This is a genomic window from Bacillus sp. AY18-3, assembly GCF_008042305.1.
Taxonomy (GTDB): Bacteria; Bacillota; Bacilli; order Bacillales; family Bacillaceae_G; genus Bacillus_A; species Bacillus_A wiedmannii.
Genome location: NZ_QKQR01000002.1, coordinates 360,655 through 381,357, shown reverse-complemented (window position 1 = coordinate 381,357; position 20,703 = coordinate 360,655). Strand labels below are relative to the sequence as shown.

General features: G+C 32.5%; 3 protein-coding genes. All 3 read left to right on the top strand.

Annotation, left to right across the window (positions count from 1 at the left end; genetic code table 11):
* Window positions 1–12: 12 nt before the first annotated feature.
* The 3 genes from DM800_RS02430 to DM800_RS02420 are packed head-to-tail and all read left to right on the top strand — an operon-like array spanning window position 13 to window position 19,911.
* The gene (locus tag DM800_RS02430) at window positions 13–4,497 is read left to right on the top strand and encodes a non-ribosomal peptide synthetase (protein WP_147786325.1); all 4,485 of its coding nucleotides are present in this window, start codon (window positions 13–15) and stop codon (window positions 4,495–4,497) included.
* Between the two features lie 23 nt (window positions 4,498–4,520).
* Complete coding sequence (locus DM800_RS02425) at window positions 4,521–7,688, top strand: cyclic peptide export ABC transporter (RefSeq protein WP_147786324.1); 3,168 nt, start codon at window positions 4,521–4,523, stop codon at window positions 7,686–7,688.
* Window positions 7,672–19,911 carry a non-ribosomal peptide synthetase gene (locus tag DM800_RS02420; RefSeq protein ID WP_147786323.1) on the top strand — a complete coding sequence of 4,080 codons (12,240 nt, stop codon included), beginning with the start codon at window positions 7,672–7,674 and terminating at the stop codon, window positions 19,909–19,911. The genes DM800_RS02425 and DM800_RS02420 overlap by 17 nt, the downstream gene beginning before the upstream one ends.
* Window positions 19,912–20,703: the final 792 nt, after the last annotated feature.

Below are 20,703 nucleotides of genomic sequence, written 5' to 3'. Positions count from 1 at the left end.
AGTGGTGATAATTTGAAGTATAGAGAATATTTTTCACTAACTCATCCTCAACAAAGGATTTGGTATATGGAGAAAATTAATCCTCATCAGCCATTGCATAATATTGGGGGAACAGTAAAGATACAAGGAGAAGTGGATTTTGTTTGCCTTGAAAAAGCAATTAATTATTTTATTAAACAAAATGATGGAATCAGGCATCGATTTGTAGAATCGGATGAGAAGGTTCATCAATATGTGGAGGAATATCATAAATATCAAGTACGATATACTATTTTTAATAGTCAAAAGGATTTAGATGCCTGGGTTCAGCAGGAAGCTGCAAAACCTTTCGATATCAATGAGCAAGACTTATTTGATTTTGCTTTGTTCAAATTACGAGATACTAAAGAAGGGGGATATTTCGTTAAGGTCCATCATATAATTTCTGATGGTTGGTCTATGAATCTTTTAACTGAACAGGTTTGTAATGCATACACTCAATTTTTGAAAGGTGAAAAAATAACAGATCAGCTTAATAGTACCTATATGTATTGCCTTGAGAAGGAAGAATCGTATTTAACTTCAAAAAGATTTATGAAGGATAAAAAATTTTGGAATGAGAAGTTTAGTAAGCTCCCAACTGTGAAGCGGAAGAACGAAGTAGATTGTGCAAAGGCAAATAGAAAAACATATTCTTTAACAAATAATCAATCGGATGAAATTAAACAATTTGCTACTGGCATAAATGTTTCTGTGTACGCATTCTTTGTTGCCCTATATTATATTTACTTAAATAAAGTAAATGGGCAGGATGATTTAATTATTGGAATGCCTGTACTTAATCGAGCGGGGAAAAATGAAAAAAATATTGTGGGGATGTTAACAAGTACTATGCCATTTCGTCATACTGTTGATAGTGAAATGACAGTCTTAGATTTTATAAAAGGCATTAATCGTGAATTGGTTCGCTGTTATTATCATCAAAAATATCCATATGATGTATTGGTGAAAGATTTGGAATTAAAGAAAAAGGGATACGGTGATTTATTTGATACATGTATTAACTATTACAATACAAAACTTCCTACTGAAATTAATGGTACACCAATAGAAAATGAAGAATTTTACAATAGGAATCAGATTTATTCAATTCAATTGATTATTCGAGAATGGTCTAGATTAGGAGGATTTAATCTAGATATAGATTATAAGGATCATATGTATACAGAAAAGCAAATTGAACAAATGTATCTTGGAATCAGTCATTTACTGAATCAGATGCTGGAATCGCCTAATAAAAAGTTGATGGAATTAGAAATTTTACCAGAAGATATGTGGAATAAATTGATATACGAATTTAATGCAACGAATAGGGGGTATCCAAAGAACAAGATAATCCATCAGCTTTTTGAAGAACAAGTAGAAAGGACACCAGATAAAGTTGCAATTTGCTTGGAAGATAAGGAACTTACGTATCGTGAATTGAATGATAGATCTAATCAATTAGCGAGATATATATTAAAGAAAAATGTAACAAAAGGTACAGTGATAGGAATATCAACTACGCATTCTCTAGAAACGATTATTGGAATTTTAGGGATTTTAAAAGCGGGAGCGGTATATTTACCTATTGATCCACAATATCCATCTGAACGGGTCAATTATATGCTGCAAGATTCAGATATCAATATTCTGTTCACTAATTTTGATATTTCGCATCAATGGGATCTCTCTTTGTATGCGATTGAGGTTATCCATATAAATTCAGCTCATATTTATATGGGAGATACTTCTAATATTAAAAATAGAAGTGAGCCGACTGACCTCGCTTACATCATATATACATCGGGTTCTACGGGAAACCCTAAAGGTACAATGATTGAACAGAAAGGATTGGTTAATTATATTTCTTGGGCAAAGCAAGTATATGTAGGCGCAAGTGAAAATGAAGTTTTCCCATTGTATTCATCTCTTGCTTTTGATCTTACTGTTACAACTATATTTACCCCATTAATTAGTGGTAATCAGATTATTATTTATCCTGCTGATGAAAACGAATATGTATTATATAAGATATTTAAAGAAAAAAAAGCAAGTATTATTAAATTAACCCCATCTCACCTAAATTTATTGAAAGATTCAGAAGTGTATAAGTGTTCAATTAAAAAAATTATTGTTGGTGGAGAAAACTTAACAGTAAACCTTGCCGCAAGCATACAGAAAAAATTAGGTAGAGAAACAAAAATATATAATGAATATGGGCCCACAGAAACAGTTGTAGGATGTATGATTCATCAATTCGATATTGAAAAAGATAAAGGGATATCTGTTCCTATTGGTGTACCTGCACAAAATATGAAGATATATGTGTTGGACTCCGATCTTCGCCCAGTACCAATGGGTGAGGTTGGAGAAATTTATATCTCTGGGGAGGGTGTTGCAAGAGGATATTTTAACAATCAGGATTTGACACGAGAGAGATTTATTGTAAATCCATATTCGGCAAAAGAGAAGATGTATAAATCGGGTGATTTAGCTAGATTTATTGAAGGAGATAAGATCGAGTATTTGGGAAGGAAAGATGATCAAGTAAAAGTTCGTGGGTTCCGTATAGAACTAAAAGAAATCGAAATAAACTTGCAAAAACATCCGAGCATTAAGGAAGTAGTAGTGATTGATCAAGAGGATTATGATGGAAATCGCTATCTTTGTGCCTACTATATTGAGAATGTTAAGGTGAAGACATCCGAACTATTTAGATTCTTACAAGAAAGCTTACCAGTTTATATGATTCCTTCGTATTTTATTGTGTTGAAAGAAATACCGTTGACGTTTAACGGAAAGCTGGATAGAGAGGCTTTGCCGAAACCTGAAATTAAAATAGAGAAAAAAACTGAGGGCGAGATAGAAAGTGATTTAGTAGGTATTATACGTGAAGTATTAAATGTTGAAAAAGTAAGTATAAGAGACAACTTCTATCATCTAGGTGGGGATTCCATTAAAGCAATTCAAATTTCTTCTAAGATACGTGAGAAAGGGATTAAAATAAAAACAAAGGATATTTTGGCTAATCCAGTTATTGAAGATATGGTTTTATATTTAGAAATGAATAGTACAAAAGAGCAGAAGAGTAATCAACAATGTGTTGGTAGTATTGAAACGATACCATCTATCTCATGGTTTTTTTCGCAAAATTTGAACAATATAAACCATTATACACAGTCGGTGTTAGTCAAAGTAAAGGATGACATTGAGGTTGGGATACTTGAATCGGCATTTAGCTTATTAGTTTGTCATCACGACGCTTTTCGCTTGAATTACCGGATGGAAACGAAGGAATTATTTTATAATCAAAATAATTACAATAAAAAGATAAAAATAGAATCATTCGATTTATCTGAATTATCGGAATCAGAACAAAATGTTCATATTGCTAGTATTGGAGAAATATTGAAATCAAGTTTTAATATTGAAAATGAAATTCTTCTTAAAGTTTGTATATTTGATTTAGGTAATTTCGGTAAAAGAATATTGATGACAGCTCATCATCTAGCTGTTGATGGTATATCGTGGCGAATTATTTTTGAAGATATAAATCAATTATATAAACAGATAGAAAATAAGGAGAAAACGTCTTTGCCGCCAAAAGATAATTCGGTACAGGATTGGGCAATTGAGTTGAAGAGAATGAGTAAACAAATTTCAGAATCAGAAAAGCGATACTGGGAGCATGTATATCAATATGAAGAGAAATCATTTAATGATTTTGATTTAGGATTGGATCGTATGGAATTTTGCGAGAAAATGATTAAGAAGTTAACAGAAGAAGAAACTATGCAGCTGTTACAAAAAGCAAATGAAGCTTATCGAACAAAAGGTAATGAGCTAATGCTTATAGCGCTATCATTGGTAATGGCTAAGTATATTAAAACAAATGATGTGATTATTGAAATTGAAGGGCATGGGCGTGAAGAATTAAATGATGAAATCGATGTATCGAGAACTATTGGATGGTTTACGAGTCTATTTCCAATTCGGTTACAATTTGAGGATACAGATATATCACAACAAATTAAACAATTAAAAGAGCAATTGCGTGGCGTTCCGAATAAAGGTCTAAATTATGGAGTTTTAAAGTATATTTCGAAGGAATTAAGTTGCGAATCTCGAAAGCATGTTCGTTTTAACTATTTAGGTGATTTTAATGCTACATTTTCCAATGGGATTTTTGAGTTTGCGTATGAAAATTCCGGTCAAGATAACAGCAATAAAAATGAGATGGATTGTTTGTTAGATATCGTTGCGTATACAGTAGATAAAAAGTTGAATTTGTCGATTACGTACAGCAAAAACAAATTTAAACAAGAAACAATATCCCAATTTTTCACAGAGTATATGAATCAATTGAGAGATTTGATTCAACATTGTTGCCAGAGAAGACAGGTTGAATTCACTCCATCTGATTTTGAAACGGCAAACCTCTCGAGTGAAGATCTTGAAAATATATTTAATATATGATATTAGAGAGGAGTCATTCAATCATGATGAGAGTAAAAATTGTTTTGATTACCCTTGTAATATTATTAAATGTACAGATGCTATTTGGGATTCAAATAGCAAATGCAGAGAATGATAGAATGTTTACGGAAAACGATAAAGAACAACTAGATTCGCTTATAAAAAAACAAATGCAAGAAGCCAAAATTCCTGGAATGTCAGTGATAGTAGTCAAAGGTGATCAAGCTGTATATAAAAAAAGTTTTGGCTATTCAAATCTTGAGAAAAAGCGACGTGTAACGGAAAAAACATTATTTGAAATCGGTTCGAATAGTAAGGCGTTTACAGCTCTCGCAATATATCAACTTGTTCAAAAGGGGTTAATTGATTTAAAGGATCCCGTTAGCAAATATTTGCATTGGTTTCAAATGACATATGAAGGTAATTATAAAGGACAACAACTTAATAAAAATGTTGAAATAACTCTTGAACAGCTTTTATATCATACGAGTGGGATCCCTTTTCATACGATTGGGGACATACCTATCTCAAATGACAATGATGCGTTGGAAAATACAGTTAGAGAAATATTAAATCAAAGATTGGAGACATATCCAGGAGAGCAATTCAATTATGCCAGTATTAACTACGATATTCTAGGATTAGTTATACAAAAAGTTACCAAACAATCTTTTGAACAATACGTTCAGAATAATATATTAAACCAATTTAATATGAGTAATACTTTTTTGTTTAGAAAAGATGTCGCTAAATATGATATGTCAAAGGGGTATAAAATAGGTTTTTTAAAGCCTATAGAGTTTAATGCACCTATTTATCGAGGGAATACACCCGCAGGTTATTTTATCTCAAATACTGAAGACATGGAAAAGTGGCTTCGTATGCAGCTTGGGATATATGGACTAAGTGATGATCAGCAAAAGGCAATTTATAGTACACATATACCAAACAGATCAGTTCCACCATCTGAGGATGGCTCTTCTTATGCCGGAGGGTGGCAAGTTTTTCAAAATGGTCCTGGTGAAATATCACATGCAGGCAGTAATCCGAATTTCTCCTCTTTCATTGTATTTCATCCTCAAGAGAAGTTGGGAGTTGCGGTGATGGCTAACATGAACTCCGATTACACTCAAAATATTGGCCAGGGTATTATGGACACACTTGTGGGGGAGAGTGTGGTGACAAACGGTAAAGATATGTATAAGAGTATCGATGCTTTTTCTGTTACTGTACTTTTGTTTATGGTTCCTTTTTCAATTATTACTCTATACTTCATTTTCATAGTTATGATTCAGGTATATAAGAAAAAAAGGAAATTGGAAAAAAATAAATTTAAAAGTATTTGTATCCCCTTTATAACGTTTCTGTTTGCGTTCTTAGCTGGGTATGCGCTTTATAAAATTCCATTTGTATTTTTCGGGAGACTTTCTTGGGATTTTGTTAATGTTTGGTTACCTATCAGTATGAGTTTTGCGGTATGGGCTACTTTAATTGGTATTGTACTGTTCTGCCTATATTTATCTTTAATAATTATTTTTCCTTTGCATGATAAGAAAAATTTTTTTCCGATTTTTGTGTTGAGTGTAACAAGTGGTTTTGGAAATGCGATGATTATTTTTATTATTAATGAAGCTTTAACTAGAAGTAATTATTCAAGCAACAATAGTCTATTTTTATATTTTTTGCTAGGAATTATTACTTATGTATTAGCGCAAAAATTGGTACGGACGCAGTTGATTACCATTACAAATAATCTAATTTATGAAAAAAGGATCCAGTTAATTAACGATATATTAAAAAATCCTTATGAAAAAATTGAAAAAATAGAGTCAGAAAGAATTCAAACCACCTTAAATAATGATACAGAAGCTATCAGTAATTATGCTGCCACCATAATTACTGGTTTGACTGATTCAATTACACTTTTATGTTGTTTGGTTTATTTGGGAGTAATTAATGTTTATGGACTGCTTGTTTCTATTGCAGTTATTTTGGTTGCAGCAGGTATGTATTATGTAGCTGGAAAATCAGCTAATAATCTTTGGGAACAAACAAGAGACATCCAAAACACTTTTTTTAGATATATAAACGATCTCATTGGCGGTTATAAAGAGTTAAGCATAGGAAAGTCAAAACGAGAAGAGTTTGGACAAGGGATGCAAGAGAGCTGTGGGGATTATAAGGATAAGCGGATTCAAGGTGGTCTTAAGTTTGCTAATGTCTTTATTATTGGTGAATTGCTGTTTGTTATGGTAATTGGGGCTGTTACATTTTTATTTCCGCTTTTATTTAAAGGGGTACAGAGTGAGTTTTTAAGAAGCTATGTTTTTGTTTTTCTTTATATGACAGGGCCGCTACATAGTATACTCAATACTATCCCTAATGCGATTCAAATGAAAATTAGTTGGAAGAGAATAAACGATTTTTCAAGGTATTTAAAAACCGAAACTAATAAGACAGACGTAAACAGTACTTTGATGCCTCAAAGTAAAATAAACATGGAGATTAAAGAGGTAGTATATCAATACGAAAGTGAACATGGAGAAGCTTTTCAAGTAGGGCCAATTAATTTTGAACTTAAATCAGGAGAGGTTGTATTTATAACTGGTGGCAATGGTAGTGGTAAATCAACTCTTGCTAAACTAATTACAGGTTTGTATTCTGCAAATAGCGGAAACATATTTGTTAACAATCAAGAAATAAATCAGGAACAGTTAAGAGAGCTATATTCCGCAATATTTAGTGATTTTTATTTGTTTACAAAAGTCTATGGTATTGACTATAGTTCAAAAGAAGAAGAAATAAAAAAATATTTGAAAATATTACGTATCGATGAAAAAGTACAAATTCAAAATGGAGAATTTAGTACAACTAAACTTTCAACAGGACAACGAAAAAGACTAGCGCTATTAATTAGCTATTTAGAGGATAAATCTATTTATCTATTTGATGAATGGGCGGCAGATCAAGACCCTGAATTTAGACATTTTTTCTATACAGAACTATTGGCTGAATTAAAGGGAAAAGGAAAAGCTATCATTGCTATTACTCATGATGATAGGTACTTTCATATCGCGGATAAAGTTATCAAGATGGAAAGAGGGGAAATTATAGAAAATATGCAGAAGCATAATTATTTAGATTCATTTGATTGTCTCAAGGAGGAGCTCAATGATGATAAAATTGGATAAACAAAATGTGGAAGATATTCTTGGTTTAGCGCCAATACAGGAAGGATTGTTATTTCACTACTTAAAAAATCCTGAAAGTGATGAGTATTTTGAACAGATATGTTTGGGGATTTCAGGTAGAGTTGATGCAGGATTGTTTACGAAAGCTTGGGAGGCGGTTGTCCAAACAAATGAGCAGTTACGTACACTATTTCGTTGGGAAAAAGTGAAAACTCCTGTTCAAATAGTATTGAAAGAACATACCCCTCATATTAAAATAATTGATCTTACACACAAGAGTGAAAGTGAAAAAAATATTTTACTAGAAGAGATAAAAGTTAAAGATCGTGAAAAAAAGTTCGATCTTCGAGAAATACCATTCAGGGTTACTTTGTGCATATTAGCAGAAGAAAGACATGAAATGATTATAAGTAATCATCATATTATATATGATGGTTGGAGTAATGGAATTATTTTAAAAGAATTCCTAAACGCATACCGATGCCTTAGTGAATCAGAAACTTACAATCTGCCTACTAAAAAAAAATATAAAGATTTTATTAAATATATTCAAAAACAGGATAAAGAAAGGCAGAAAGTATTTTGGCAAGAGTATTTAAAAGGATTTAACTCGCAAAATAGATTGGAAGTAACAAAAAAGAAACATAAATCAATTCGAAAAGATCAGCAGTATCGTATTCGATTTTCAAGGGATAAGTTGGAAGGATTTGCGAAGGAAAATGAAGTTACTCTTGCCGCCCTTGTTTATAGTTTATGGGGAATTGTGCTACAAAAGAATCATAATTGTGATGACATTATTTTTGGCTCAACTATTTCCGGTAGAGCAGGAACATTTAATGGGATTGAAGAAATGGTAGGCCTGTTTATAAATACAGTTCCATTAAGAGTCAAAAAGGGTTCTGGCGAAACATCTATAGAACTTATCAAAAAATTAAATAAGACATTGCAGGATTGGGAATTGTATGGAACATCATCTTTGGTAGATATAAAAAAATATAGTGAATTGGAAATAGAAAACGATCTTTTTGATACTATTGTTGTTTTTGAAAACTATCCTTTAGATCAGACGATACTGAAAAACAAAAATAGAATCGCTTTGAATTCATATTCCACCTTTGAAATGACTAATTATGGCTTATCTATTAGTATAAGTTTGCATAAAGATATTGAGATATGTTTCAGTTACAACGAACAATTATATGAATCATCTAAAATTGAACGTTTAGCTCAACATTTTACTATAATTACAGAAGCAGTCATAAAAAACCCTCAAAAAAAAATAGAAGAGATTGATATCGTATCTATTGAAGAGAAAAAACAAATCCTTTTGGAATTTAATAATACTCGTAAAACATATTCAAATCAGTTGACAATTAGTCAGTTGTTTGAGCAACAAGCGATGAAAACCCCGGATAATGTTGCGATTGTATATAAAAATAAGACTATGACTTATGAAGAATTAAATGACATGTCCAATAACTTATCAAATGAACTGCTTAGAAAAGGAGTGAAAAAGGGTGAGATTATTGGAATCATGACGGATCCATCAATTGAAATGCTAATAGGGATAATTGCTATTTTAAAAGTCGGAGCTGCATACTTGCCAATTGATCCAGAATATCCAGAGTCAAGGAAAATGTATATGATACAGGATAGTCAAATAAAGTTCATATTGACCAGTAAGGATTTAATTAATAAAAACGAATATGTGATTGAAAAATTCAGCAATGATTGTGTTTTTGCATTGGATGATAGTGGGGATTTTTCAGGTGAGATTCTTCTACCAAAAGTAAACCTTAGTCCGAATGATTTATTTACGGTTTTGTATACTTCAGGTACTACAGGAAAACCTAAAGGTGTAATGTTAGAAAATCGAAATGTTGTTAATCTTGTTCAGTGGTTTGGAAAAACATTTAATATAACGGAAAAAACGAATCTATTACAACTAACAAATTATGTGTTTGATCCGAGTATTGAGGATTTTTTCGGTACATTACTTTATGGAGCGACATTACATATAGCCGAAAAGAATTTGATTTTAAATAGGAAGCACTTTTGTGATTATGTTGATCAACATGAAATTCATATTATTAATTTCATACCGACTGTATTAAAAGAATTATTATGTCATGATCGCAAATTACAGAGTTTACACACAGTTATTTCAGGTGGAGAAAGACTAGAAGAATCATTAAAAAATGCACTGATTGATAGAGGATATAAATTATATAATAATTATGGTCCAGCAGAAACAACAGTGGACGCTTTAAGTGTTGAATGTTCGGAAAATACTGTCTCTTTGGGGCGGCCGATTTCAAATGTTAGATGTTATATATTGGATAAAGATAAAAATATTAGCCCAATAGGTGTTCCTGGTGAGTTGTATATTGCTGGAGACGGTGTAGGAAGAGGTTATTTGAATCTTCCAGAACTTACAAATGATAAGTTTATGAATGATCCCTTTAATCCAAATGATCGTATGTATAAAACAGGGGACTTAGGAAGATGGCTTCCAAACGGAGAAATTGAGTTTCTTGGACGAGAGGATCATCAGGTAAAAATCAGAGGGTTTCGGATTGAACTTTCAGAAATTCATAATTTAATATTAAAAAGGAACTACATTGAAGATGCTGCTGTAATTGATTGGGAAATTAATAATGGGAAAAAAGTTATCTGTGCATATATCGTTTCCCATGTTCAGATTAACATGGAGGAACTTAAGGAATCTTTAGCAAAAGAGTTACCAGATTATATGCTTCCGTCATACTATATTCAGCTAGAGAGTCTGCCCTTAACTTCGATAGGAAAGCTTGATCGAAGGAACTTACCGGTTCCTCAAATTCATACCTATAAAGGTTACGTTGCTCCAAAAAATAAAGTTCAAGAAGAACTAGTAGAGGTATGGTCTGCAGTATTGGGTCTACATCAGAGGGAAATTGGTATACATGATAACTTCTTCGAGTTAGGAGGAGACTCGATTCTAAGTATTCAAATAGTAGGTAAAGCGCTTCAAAAGGGTATAGAGATTACCGTGAGTCAGATGTTTGAGAACCAAACGATAGCAGAGCTGGCGGATTGTATTGCAGATATTAAAGAAAGCTATAGTGAAGATCAAATAGAAGAACCTGAGACTGGTGAAGTGCTTCTTACACCGATTCAAAAGTGGTTTTTTGAGCAAGATTTGGAAAATTATCATCATTGGAATCAATCTGTGCTATTGGAAACACAAGCAGGCATAAATCCGGATTTGTTGCATGAAAGTTTTCGTATACTTACAAATTATCATGATAGTTTTAGGCTCCGTTATTACCAAAGAGCTGGAGAATGGATTCAAGTTTATTCAGAGTCTGATGAGAATGTATTATTTGAATTACATGATTTTAATAATAGTCATATGCATGAAATTTTATCAAAATTGCAGTATGAATTAAACATCACAGATGGGCCATTAATTAAAGTTGCATATTTTGATTCTGGGGATCAGGAAAAAGGAAGGTTGTTTATAACAGTACATCATCTTGTAATAGACGGATATTCATGGCGACTTATGCTGGACAACCTACAGATGATATATGAACAACTTACAAATAGTGGCTCTGTTCAACTTCCCGTGAAAGGTCTCTCTTTTAAAAAATGGTCTGAGCATCTCTATGAATATGCTTCTTCCAATCAGCTAAAAGATGAACTTGCTTTTTGGAAGAACAATGTTCCTTCTTCTATAAATACTATACCTATTGACATGGAAGGGGGGAGAAATGATGAAAAATCTGCTCGTACACTTTCTTTTATGTTGACGGAGAAAGAAACAAAGTATTTACTGCATGACACGTATCAATTATTTAAAATGAGAATTGATGATATTCTGCTTTCCGCACTTTCTAGTACATTAGCAAATTGGAGTGGTGAAACACTAGTTGATTTGGAGGGCCATGGTAGGAATCCTTTGTTAAAAGAGTACGATACTTCAAGAACTATAGGATGGTTTACTTGTGTCTATCCTATTGTTATAGGCGACATTGAAAAAGAGAAGGGCATAGCAGAAATATTGAAGGAAGTAAAAGAGCGGTATCGTGCTATACCAAATGGTGGAATTGGTTATGAAATTTTATATTACTTAGCAGAGAAAGAGATGCGAGAGCAAATTTCGTCTAGGAAAAGGGCACAAATAAGCTTTAATTATTTAGGACAGTTCGAACAAGCAACTAAAAAACAGCAGTTATTTAATATATCGGATGTGAATACAGGACCAACCCGTGATTTGAATGGAATTAGAAGTCACTTGCTTGAAATTGAATGTATGATTGTTGATAAAAAATTATGTGTAGAATGGAAATACAGTGCGAATAGTCATTTGGTTGAAACAATTCAAGGCTTGGCAAAGGACTTTGTCAACAATTTGAAGGATATAATTGACCACTGTCAAACAAAAGAAGGTACATATTTGACGCCTTCAGATTTCCCTCTTGCCTCCATAGATCAAAAGAAAATTGATGAATGGCTTGAGGTATATAAAAATATAGAAGATATATACATGCTTTCACCTGTACAACAAAGTATGGTTTTTCATCATATCTACTCACCAAAATCGTCAGTAACTGTGGAGCAAACAATATTTTCAATAAAATCAAAACTAGATATTGAGATATTTGAAAAGGTTTGGCAAAAACTTTTAGATAGACATGAAAGTTTAAGAACATCATATCATTGGGAAGGACTAGAAGAACCTGTACAGATTGTTCATAAAAATATAAAAATTCCTTTCCAAGTTTTAGATTGGACAAATTTTTCAAAATCTGAAGGATTGCAAAATTTAGAACAACTTATTGAGGAAGATCGTAAAAAAGGATTTGATCTTTCAAAACCACCACTTATGAGAATTTTGGTCATTAAGCAAGACGAGTATGCCTATGATGTAGTATGGACGCATCATCACCTTCAGTTAGATGGTTGGTGTAATAGCATTCTCTTTAAAGAACTGGGTCAGTGTTATGAAGCCTTATGTGTTGGTGAAAAGATAACATTTGGACACGTATATTCATTTAAAGATTATATCGACTGGTTAAGTAGGCAAGACAAGAAGAAAGCGGAACAATTTTGGAGAACCGCGTTAGATGGATTTAAAACACCTATACGATTCAATAATATTTTTCCTGCAAAAAATTCAAATCAGTTATCCGCTTTTGGAGATGTAGTATACGAAGTGTCTGAAGATAAACAGCAGATAATTCAAGAATTTACTAGAAAGAATCGGATTACACTAAATACTATGATTCAGGGGGCTTGGGCAATTCTTTTAAATCGCTATTCCCAAGAAACAGATATTATTTTTGGGGTAACTTCATCAGGGCGTCCAGCTGAGTTAGAAGGTTCGGATTCAATAATTGGTTGCTTTATGAATACTCTTCCTTTTAGGGTAAAGATAAATAAAAATGTAAATTTAATTAAGTGGCTTAAAGATTTACAACTGAAGCAGGTTGAAATGCGTCAATATGAATATACCTCACTCGTTGATATAAGAAGTTGGATTGATATGCCAAGAAGCTCTGCCTTATATGATTTGTATGAGAGTATTGTAATTGTTGAAAACTATCCATTCGATGTGAAATTGAAAGATGGAATTGGTTCATTACAAGTGAAATCAGTACGTATAGATGAACAAATGGATTACCCTTTGGTTGTTTATTGTAATCTACAACCAAAGCTTCAATTGAAGCTACTATTCAATAGTTCCTTTTTAAATGAAACGGAAGCAAATCAGATACTTTCGCATTTAATCAATATTTTGTGGGAAATGCTTGTTAGCGAAGATGATAAGTTAGAGGATATCTCAATGATTTCTGAAAAAGAACTTACACATATTTTAAGTGATAATAATTCTACTTGGTTGGATTATCCTAAGAATCAATGTTTTCAGGATTTATTTACTGATCAAGTAAAATTAAATTTAAACAAACCTGCTGTTATACAGGGGAATGAAAGTTTATCTTACACAGAATTAGATATACTTTCAAACCAGTTAGCACATAAGCTCATTAAGTTAGGGGTCGGGCCTGAAATACCTGTGGGAGTGTATGTTGAACGTTCACCTAAAATGATTGTAGGAATTTTAGCTGTTTTAAAAGCTGGTGGAGCTTTTCTACCTATTGATATGGATTATCCTGGAGAAAGAATAAATTTGATGTTGAAAGATGCCCAAGTACCTATATTACTCACCCAAAATAATTTACAACCGAAGATTAGAGATTATCAGGGGCATATCGTTTGTCTTGATATAGAATGGGATTCAGTGCTCGAAGAACCAAAAAAACAACCGAGTGTTAGAATTGAATCCCAGAATTTGGCATATATCATCTATACTTCGGGTTCTTCTGGTCGACCAAAAGGTGTAATGATGTCTCATGAAGCAGTTGTAAGCCACTCCATTGATATTCGCAAACGTTATGAGCTGACACCAGAGGATCGTGTTCTTCAGTTTTCTTCGATAAGTTTTGATATTTCACTTGAACAGATTTTTACAACACTAGCTGCAGGAAGTTCTCTTGTTTTGCGTGATAAGAATATATGGACTCCGTATCAGTTTTCTCAGAAATGTGTTGAACTTGGACTCTCAGTTGTTAATCTACCTACAAATTATTGGGGCGAAATTGTACAAGAATGGTATACAAGACCAGAAATAATTCCAGATAGTAAGCTCAGACTCGTTATAGTTGGTGGGGAACAAATGCCAGCGGAGAAAGTAGGGATGTGGGAACAGTTACCTTTAGAAGATATTATTTTATTAAATGCATATGGACCTGCTGAAACGGCGATGACAAGTACTTTATATGAAGTGTCTGGAAAAGGAACTAAAAGCGCCGATTTAAAATTTATTCCCGTGGGAAAACCACTTGCTAACAGGCGCATTTATATCCTTGATGAGAATATGCATCCTTTGCCAATTGGAGTGAAGGGGGAAATATTCATAGGTGGCATACCTTTAGCTAGAGGTTATATTAACAATTCTAAGTTGACGAAGGATAAGTTTATTCGAGATCCATATTATCATAATTATGGAAAAATGCTTTATAAAACAGGAGATATGGGGAAATTACTTTGCGATGGTAACATTGAGGTTCTGGGACGGAAGGATGACCAAACAAAAATACGAGGGCATCGAATTGATATAGGAGAGATTGAAGTTGTTTTAAACAAATGTGATAGCATAAAAAACTCTATAGTTGTCGTGAAGAATGGAGCAGCAAATGATAAGTATCTTGTTGCATTCTATGACTCCCCCTCACATGATACAAATAATCAATGCAGTATAAGGGATTTTTTGCGGAAGAAACTTCCTGAATATATGATTCCTTCTTATTTTATTCAACTAGGAAGCCTTCCACTCAGTCCGAATGGGAAAATTGATCGGAAGTCCCTAGAAAATATGGAGATTAAAGTAGAGTTTGATGAAGAGTATCAAAAACCTTATAATACGATACAACAAAAACTTGTAAGTATTTGGGAAAAGATACTGGGAACTGATGGTGTAGGCATTAACCATCATTTCTTTGAAATTGGGGGGCAATCATTAAAAGCAATAACACTTGTTTCTGAAATTCATAGGGAATTTGAAGTTGAACTTCCACTTGGAAATATATTTGCAGCTCCTACTATTAAGGAATTGGCTGTAATCATTGAAGAAATGATGGGGAAAAAAGAAACATATGAAGCGATTCGTCTAGTAGCACCACAGGAGTATTATGAAGTCTCTCCAGCACAAAAAAGTATGTATATTGTTAGTCAATTGAATGGTGCATCTACAAACTATAATATTACCGGAGCAGTATTTCTTGAAGGGAAAGTTAATATAGTACAGATAGAAAAGGCATTGCAAGCTTTAATTAATCGCCACGAAAGCTTGCGAACAACATTTAAACAAGTACAAGGGAAAATAGTTCAAAAAATCCATCAGAATCCTGAATGGAATATGCAACACTTGTATGCAGATGAACAAAATTTTGAGAGTGTTGTTGAAACATTTATTAGACCATTTGATTTAGAGAAAGGGCCTTTGTTCAGAGCGGCAATTGTGGAGGTGCGATCATCATCGAAATATTTGCTTGTTTATGATATGCACCATATTATATCCGATGGTTTATCAATGGGAATTTTAATTAGAGAGTTTGCATCTCTTTATCAAAAAAATAATTTGCCAGATGTAAGAATTCAATACAAAGATTTTTCAAACTGGCAAAACAAAATGATAGAATCCGGGAACTGGAAACTAAAAGAACTTTACTGGCTTGAAATATTTTCAAAAGAAATACCATTACTCAATTTACCAACTGATTATCCAAGATTAGATAAGCCAATGTTTGAAGGTGATGTAGTTCAATTTAATTTGGATGAAAATTATACATCTAAATTAAATGAAATCTCAAGCCGAAAAGGAGCTACTCTGTACTCATTATTACTTTCGACATTCAATATATTATTGTTTAAATATAGCGGACAAGAAGACATTATAATCGGAAGCCCAGTAGCAGGAAGACTGAATTCTGAATTAGAAAATGTAGTAGGTATGTTTGTTAATACAATTGCGCTCAGAAATTATCCTACTTCAGAGAAACGGTTTGAGGATTTTTTGAAAGAAGTTGCAAGCCACACACTTCAAGCTCTGGAACATCAGGAATATTCATTTGAGATGCTCGTTGATAAGCTACAATTGCGAAAAAGTGTGAATCGTCATCCTCTGTTTGATGTGATGTTTGCTTTTGAAAATGTTGATGCAGTAAGGGCGGAAATAGGTGATTTTGAAATTAAACCGTACGAGTATACGAATCGTACATCTAAATTTGATTTAGAGCTGAAAGTAACTGAGCAGGATGGACAACTTCATTTTATATTTGAATATAGTACAGGTTTGTTCCGTAAAGAGACCATGGAACGAATGGCGGAACATTTCGTTCAAATTATTGATACTATCATAGAGGACATTACTATTCCAATTGAGGAAATTGATATAGTAACCATGAAAGAAAAAAATAGAATATGTGATTTTAATAATACTGATACTCTGTATCCAGAAGAAAAAACGATTAAACGTATATTTGAAGAACTGGTGGAAAAACATCCGAATCGTACTGCTGTAGTGTTTGGACAGAGGACAATAACTTATAAGGAATTAAATGATAAAGCAAATCAATTAGCTAAACACTTGATTAAGAAGGGGGCAGGAAGTGATACAGTAATCGCTTTATTAGCTGAGCCTTCTATTGAAATGATCATTGGACTATGGAGTATTATTAAAAGTGGGGCAATTTATCTACCCCTTGATCCGGAGTTTCCATTAGAACGAATAAATAGCATGATTGAAGACAGTGATACAATTCTTCTTTTGACCCAGTCTCACTTATTAACTTCTAATAATTTTACTTGTGAGGTTATGGAATTGGAAGATAAGAGCTTATTTTTTGAATGTCCTTCAAACATAGAAGAAAGAAGTACAGTTGATAATCCAATATATATTATTTATACATCTGGTACTACTGGGCTCCCAAAAGGGGTACCAATTAAGAATCAAAGCTTGGTAAATTATATTTCATGGTTCACACGAGAAGTAAGTATAACGTATAGTGATAAAACAATATTGTTATCTTCCTTTGCATTTGATTTAGGATATACAAGTTTGTATACAGCTTTATTAAATGGATGTGAGTTACATTTGGTTCCAAAAGAACATTATATGCTCCCAGAAACCCTTATAACATATTTGAAAGAGAAAAAGATAAGTTATATAAAATTGACTCCTTCACTATTCAATTATTTAGTTAACCATCGCGCGATTGAAGATTATGAGAATTGCATGGCACTAAGGTTAATCGTATTGGGCGGTGAAGAAGTGAAGTCAGCTGATATTAGTAAGTTTAATAGGGTGTATCCGCAAACTGCAGTTATGAATCACTATGGACCTACAGAAACCACTATTGGCGCTCTATTTCACAAATTTAATGCTACTGATTTTGACATTGTATCCAAGAGAACGGTTATTGGAAAACCAGTAGATAATGCGAAAATATTCATTTTGGATAGGGATCAAAAACTTGTTCCAATTGGAGTGGCTGGTGAAATTTGTATTGGTGGAGTAGGAGTGACAGAAGGTTATTTGAATCAAATTGATTTGAATAGCGAAAAGTTTATTACGGTTTCACCTTTGGGACAAGAAAAAATCAAACTCTATAGAACGGGAGACATAGGGAGGCTCACATGCCATCAAGAAGTAGAATTTCTCGGAAGAATGGATAATCAATTAAAAATTCGAGGATATAGAGTTGAGTTAGAAGAAATAAATTCAGTACTGTTGCAACATGATATGGTACTTGATGCAATTGTTGTTCCAAAAAAAGATAAAGAAAATAATAATATACTATGTGCTTATATTGTGTTGAAAGAGAACGAGAATGGGTCGGGAATAAGGGAATACCTTTCAAGTAAGATTCCTTACTATATGATACCCTCTATCTTTATTAAGTTAGATAGAATTCCTTTGACTCCAAATGGTAAGCTAAATGTTAAAGCGCTCCCAGAAATTAAGGATGAATTATTGATAAAAACTAATTATGAACTGCCTGAGGATCCAATTGAAAAAACTGTTGCACAAATGTGGGAAGAAACTCTTAATGTTAAGCAAATTAGTATGAATGACTCATTTTTTGAAATGGGTGGAAACTCATTGTCGTTAATGCTTTTAATGGCAGAAATTCATAAAAAGTTTAGTGTAGATATATCGTTAAGAGAAGCGTTTAAAGCACCAACAGTAAGAGGTATAAGTAAGCATATAAAGAAAAGTTATGAAAGTAAGTATGTGTCACTACAACCTGTAGAAAATTGTGAATATTACGACCTTTCTTCCGCTCAGAAAAGGATATATACACTACAACAGATGGAAGGGATTGGAACTAGTTACAATATGCCAAGAGCAACTTTACTTGAAGGTGAAATCAACCTGGAGAAATTGGAAAAAGCTTTTTGTGAGATTGTAAAGAGACATGAGGCATTTCAAACATCTATTGAAGTAGTAGATGGTGTGCCCAAACAACGAATTCAGGGAGAAGTAGATATAGAAATTAGTTATTCTGTTTTAGGTGAAAATTTATGTTCTAATCCATCAAGTAAGCTGAATGTCGAACTGGAAAAAATAATTGATGAATTTATTGAACCTTTTGACTTAAGTAAAGCTCCTTTAGTAAGGGTTAAGATCATTCGCTTAAGTAGTCATAAACATGTGCTCTTAACAGATATGCACCATTTGATTTCAGATGGATATTCAGTCAATATTTTACTGCAGGAGTTATCAGAATTATATCAAGGAAAACTGTTACAGGAAAACCCTATTCAATATAAAGAATTCGTTTATTGGCAGAATGAGTTTTTAAAGACTAGTGCTGCAAGTATACAAGAAAAATATTGGTTAGATGTACTTTCAGGGGATCTTCCAGTATTAGATATGCCTACGGATTTTCCTAGACCAATTATACAAAGCTTTGAAGGAAATAGTTTTATTTTTGAAGGAGGAAATGAATTAAAGCAACGTTTAGACAATTTATGTTTAGAAACAGATACGACATTGTACATGATTTTGTCTGCAGCTTATAGTATTTTGTTATCAAAATGTTCCTCGCAGCACGATATAATTGTAGGAATGCCTATTTTAGGGCGGACACATTCTGATTTGAAAAATATCATTGGTATGTTTGCAAATACTATTGCAATTAGAAGTTTTCCCATTGAGAAAAAAAACTTTACGGAGTTTTTGTCAGAGATTAAAGAACAGTTAATTAAAGCGTATGATAATCAAGATTATCAGTTTGATATGATTATTGATAAGTTAAAAATTAAGAGAGACTTAGGGAGAAACCCTATATTTTCTACAATGTTAGCTTTTCAAGAATCTCAAATCAATGAAAATATAATGGGGAATTTGAAAATGACGCCTGTTAAATACAGAAATAAAATTTCGAAATTTGATTTAACCCTATTTGTAGAAAAAGGAAAAAAAGAGTTATTTTTTGAATTTGAATATGCAAGTAGTTTGTATAGAATGGAAACCATTAAAAAATTAGCGGAGAATTTTTTAGGTATCTTAGACACGATTAGCTCAAATAAGGAAATAAAATTAGAAAATATTAAGATTGAAGGGTTAGTAATCGAGAATACAGAAATTGAAAATGTCAAATTTAATTTTTAAGCTAGATAAGATATTTGTTATTGAGGCTATTCCTAATATGATACGTTAGGAATAGCTGTTTCATGTAAATGCATTCCTTAAACATATATGAAAAATAAAAGGATCTATTGTATAGAAAAGGTTAGCTTTTAATTATAATTAAAACGATGATATAGAAGTGGCGATATAAAGGTTGTCCTCTATCATGGAGGGATTTAAAGAAGTGTTTCATTTTGTTGGGGATAGCGGTATTGCAATTCAAGTAGTACTATATGTTTTTACGAAAAGGTGTTACATAATAATAATCTGTACCCTTTATAATGTGACACTTTTTTATTTATCCTGCTATTTGTGGAGATGAACAAAAAAATACTTATTAAAGATTCATTTTATGTTTTTTTTCAATGTGAACGATTATTGAGTATTATGATTATCTGGAAGAGTATTACGTAATAACGTAATACCTTTTTTATTTATTCTGCTATATGTGTACAGTAAGACTCCAATCTTAAAACTGGTTGAATGTGGAGGGAGTTAGACTGGAGATTGACTTGTGTGGGGAGGATTAAAGTTTTTGCTGTATATATTTCACATTTTCTTCACAAATGATTCACGATAACTTTTCTATTTCGAAAACTTACATAAATATATTTTATGATATAATAACAATCAGCTTTAAAAATATAAGTTATATATATGAAGGTAGTTACTATTGTATTAGAAGTTTAGAGGTGGGGGGAAGTTAAGAGTCATACTGTGCAGAAATTTATACTTAATAAGGTTAATATTTCGCCAGATGATCAAGATTAGGTA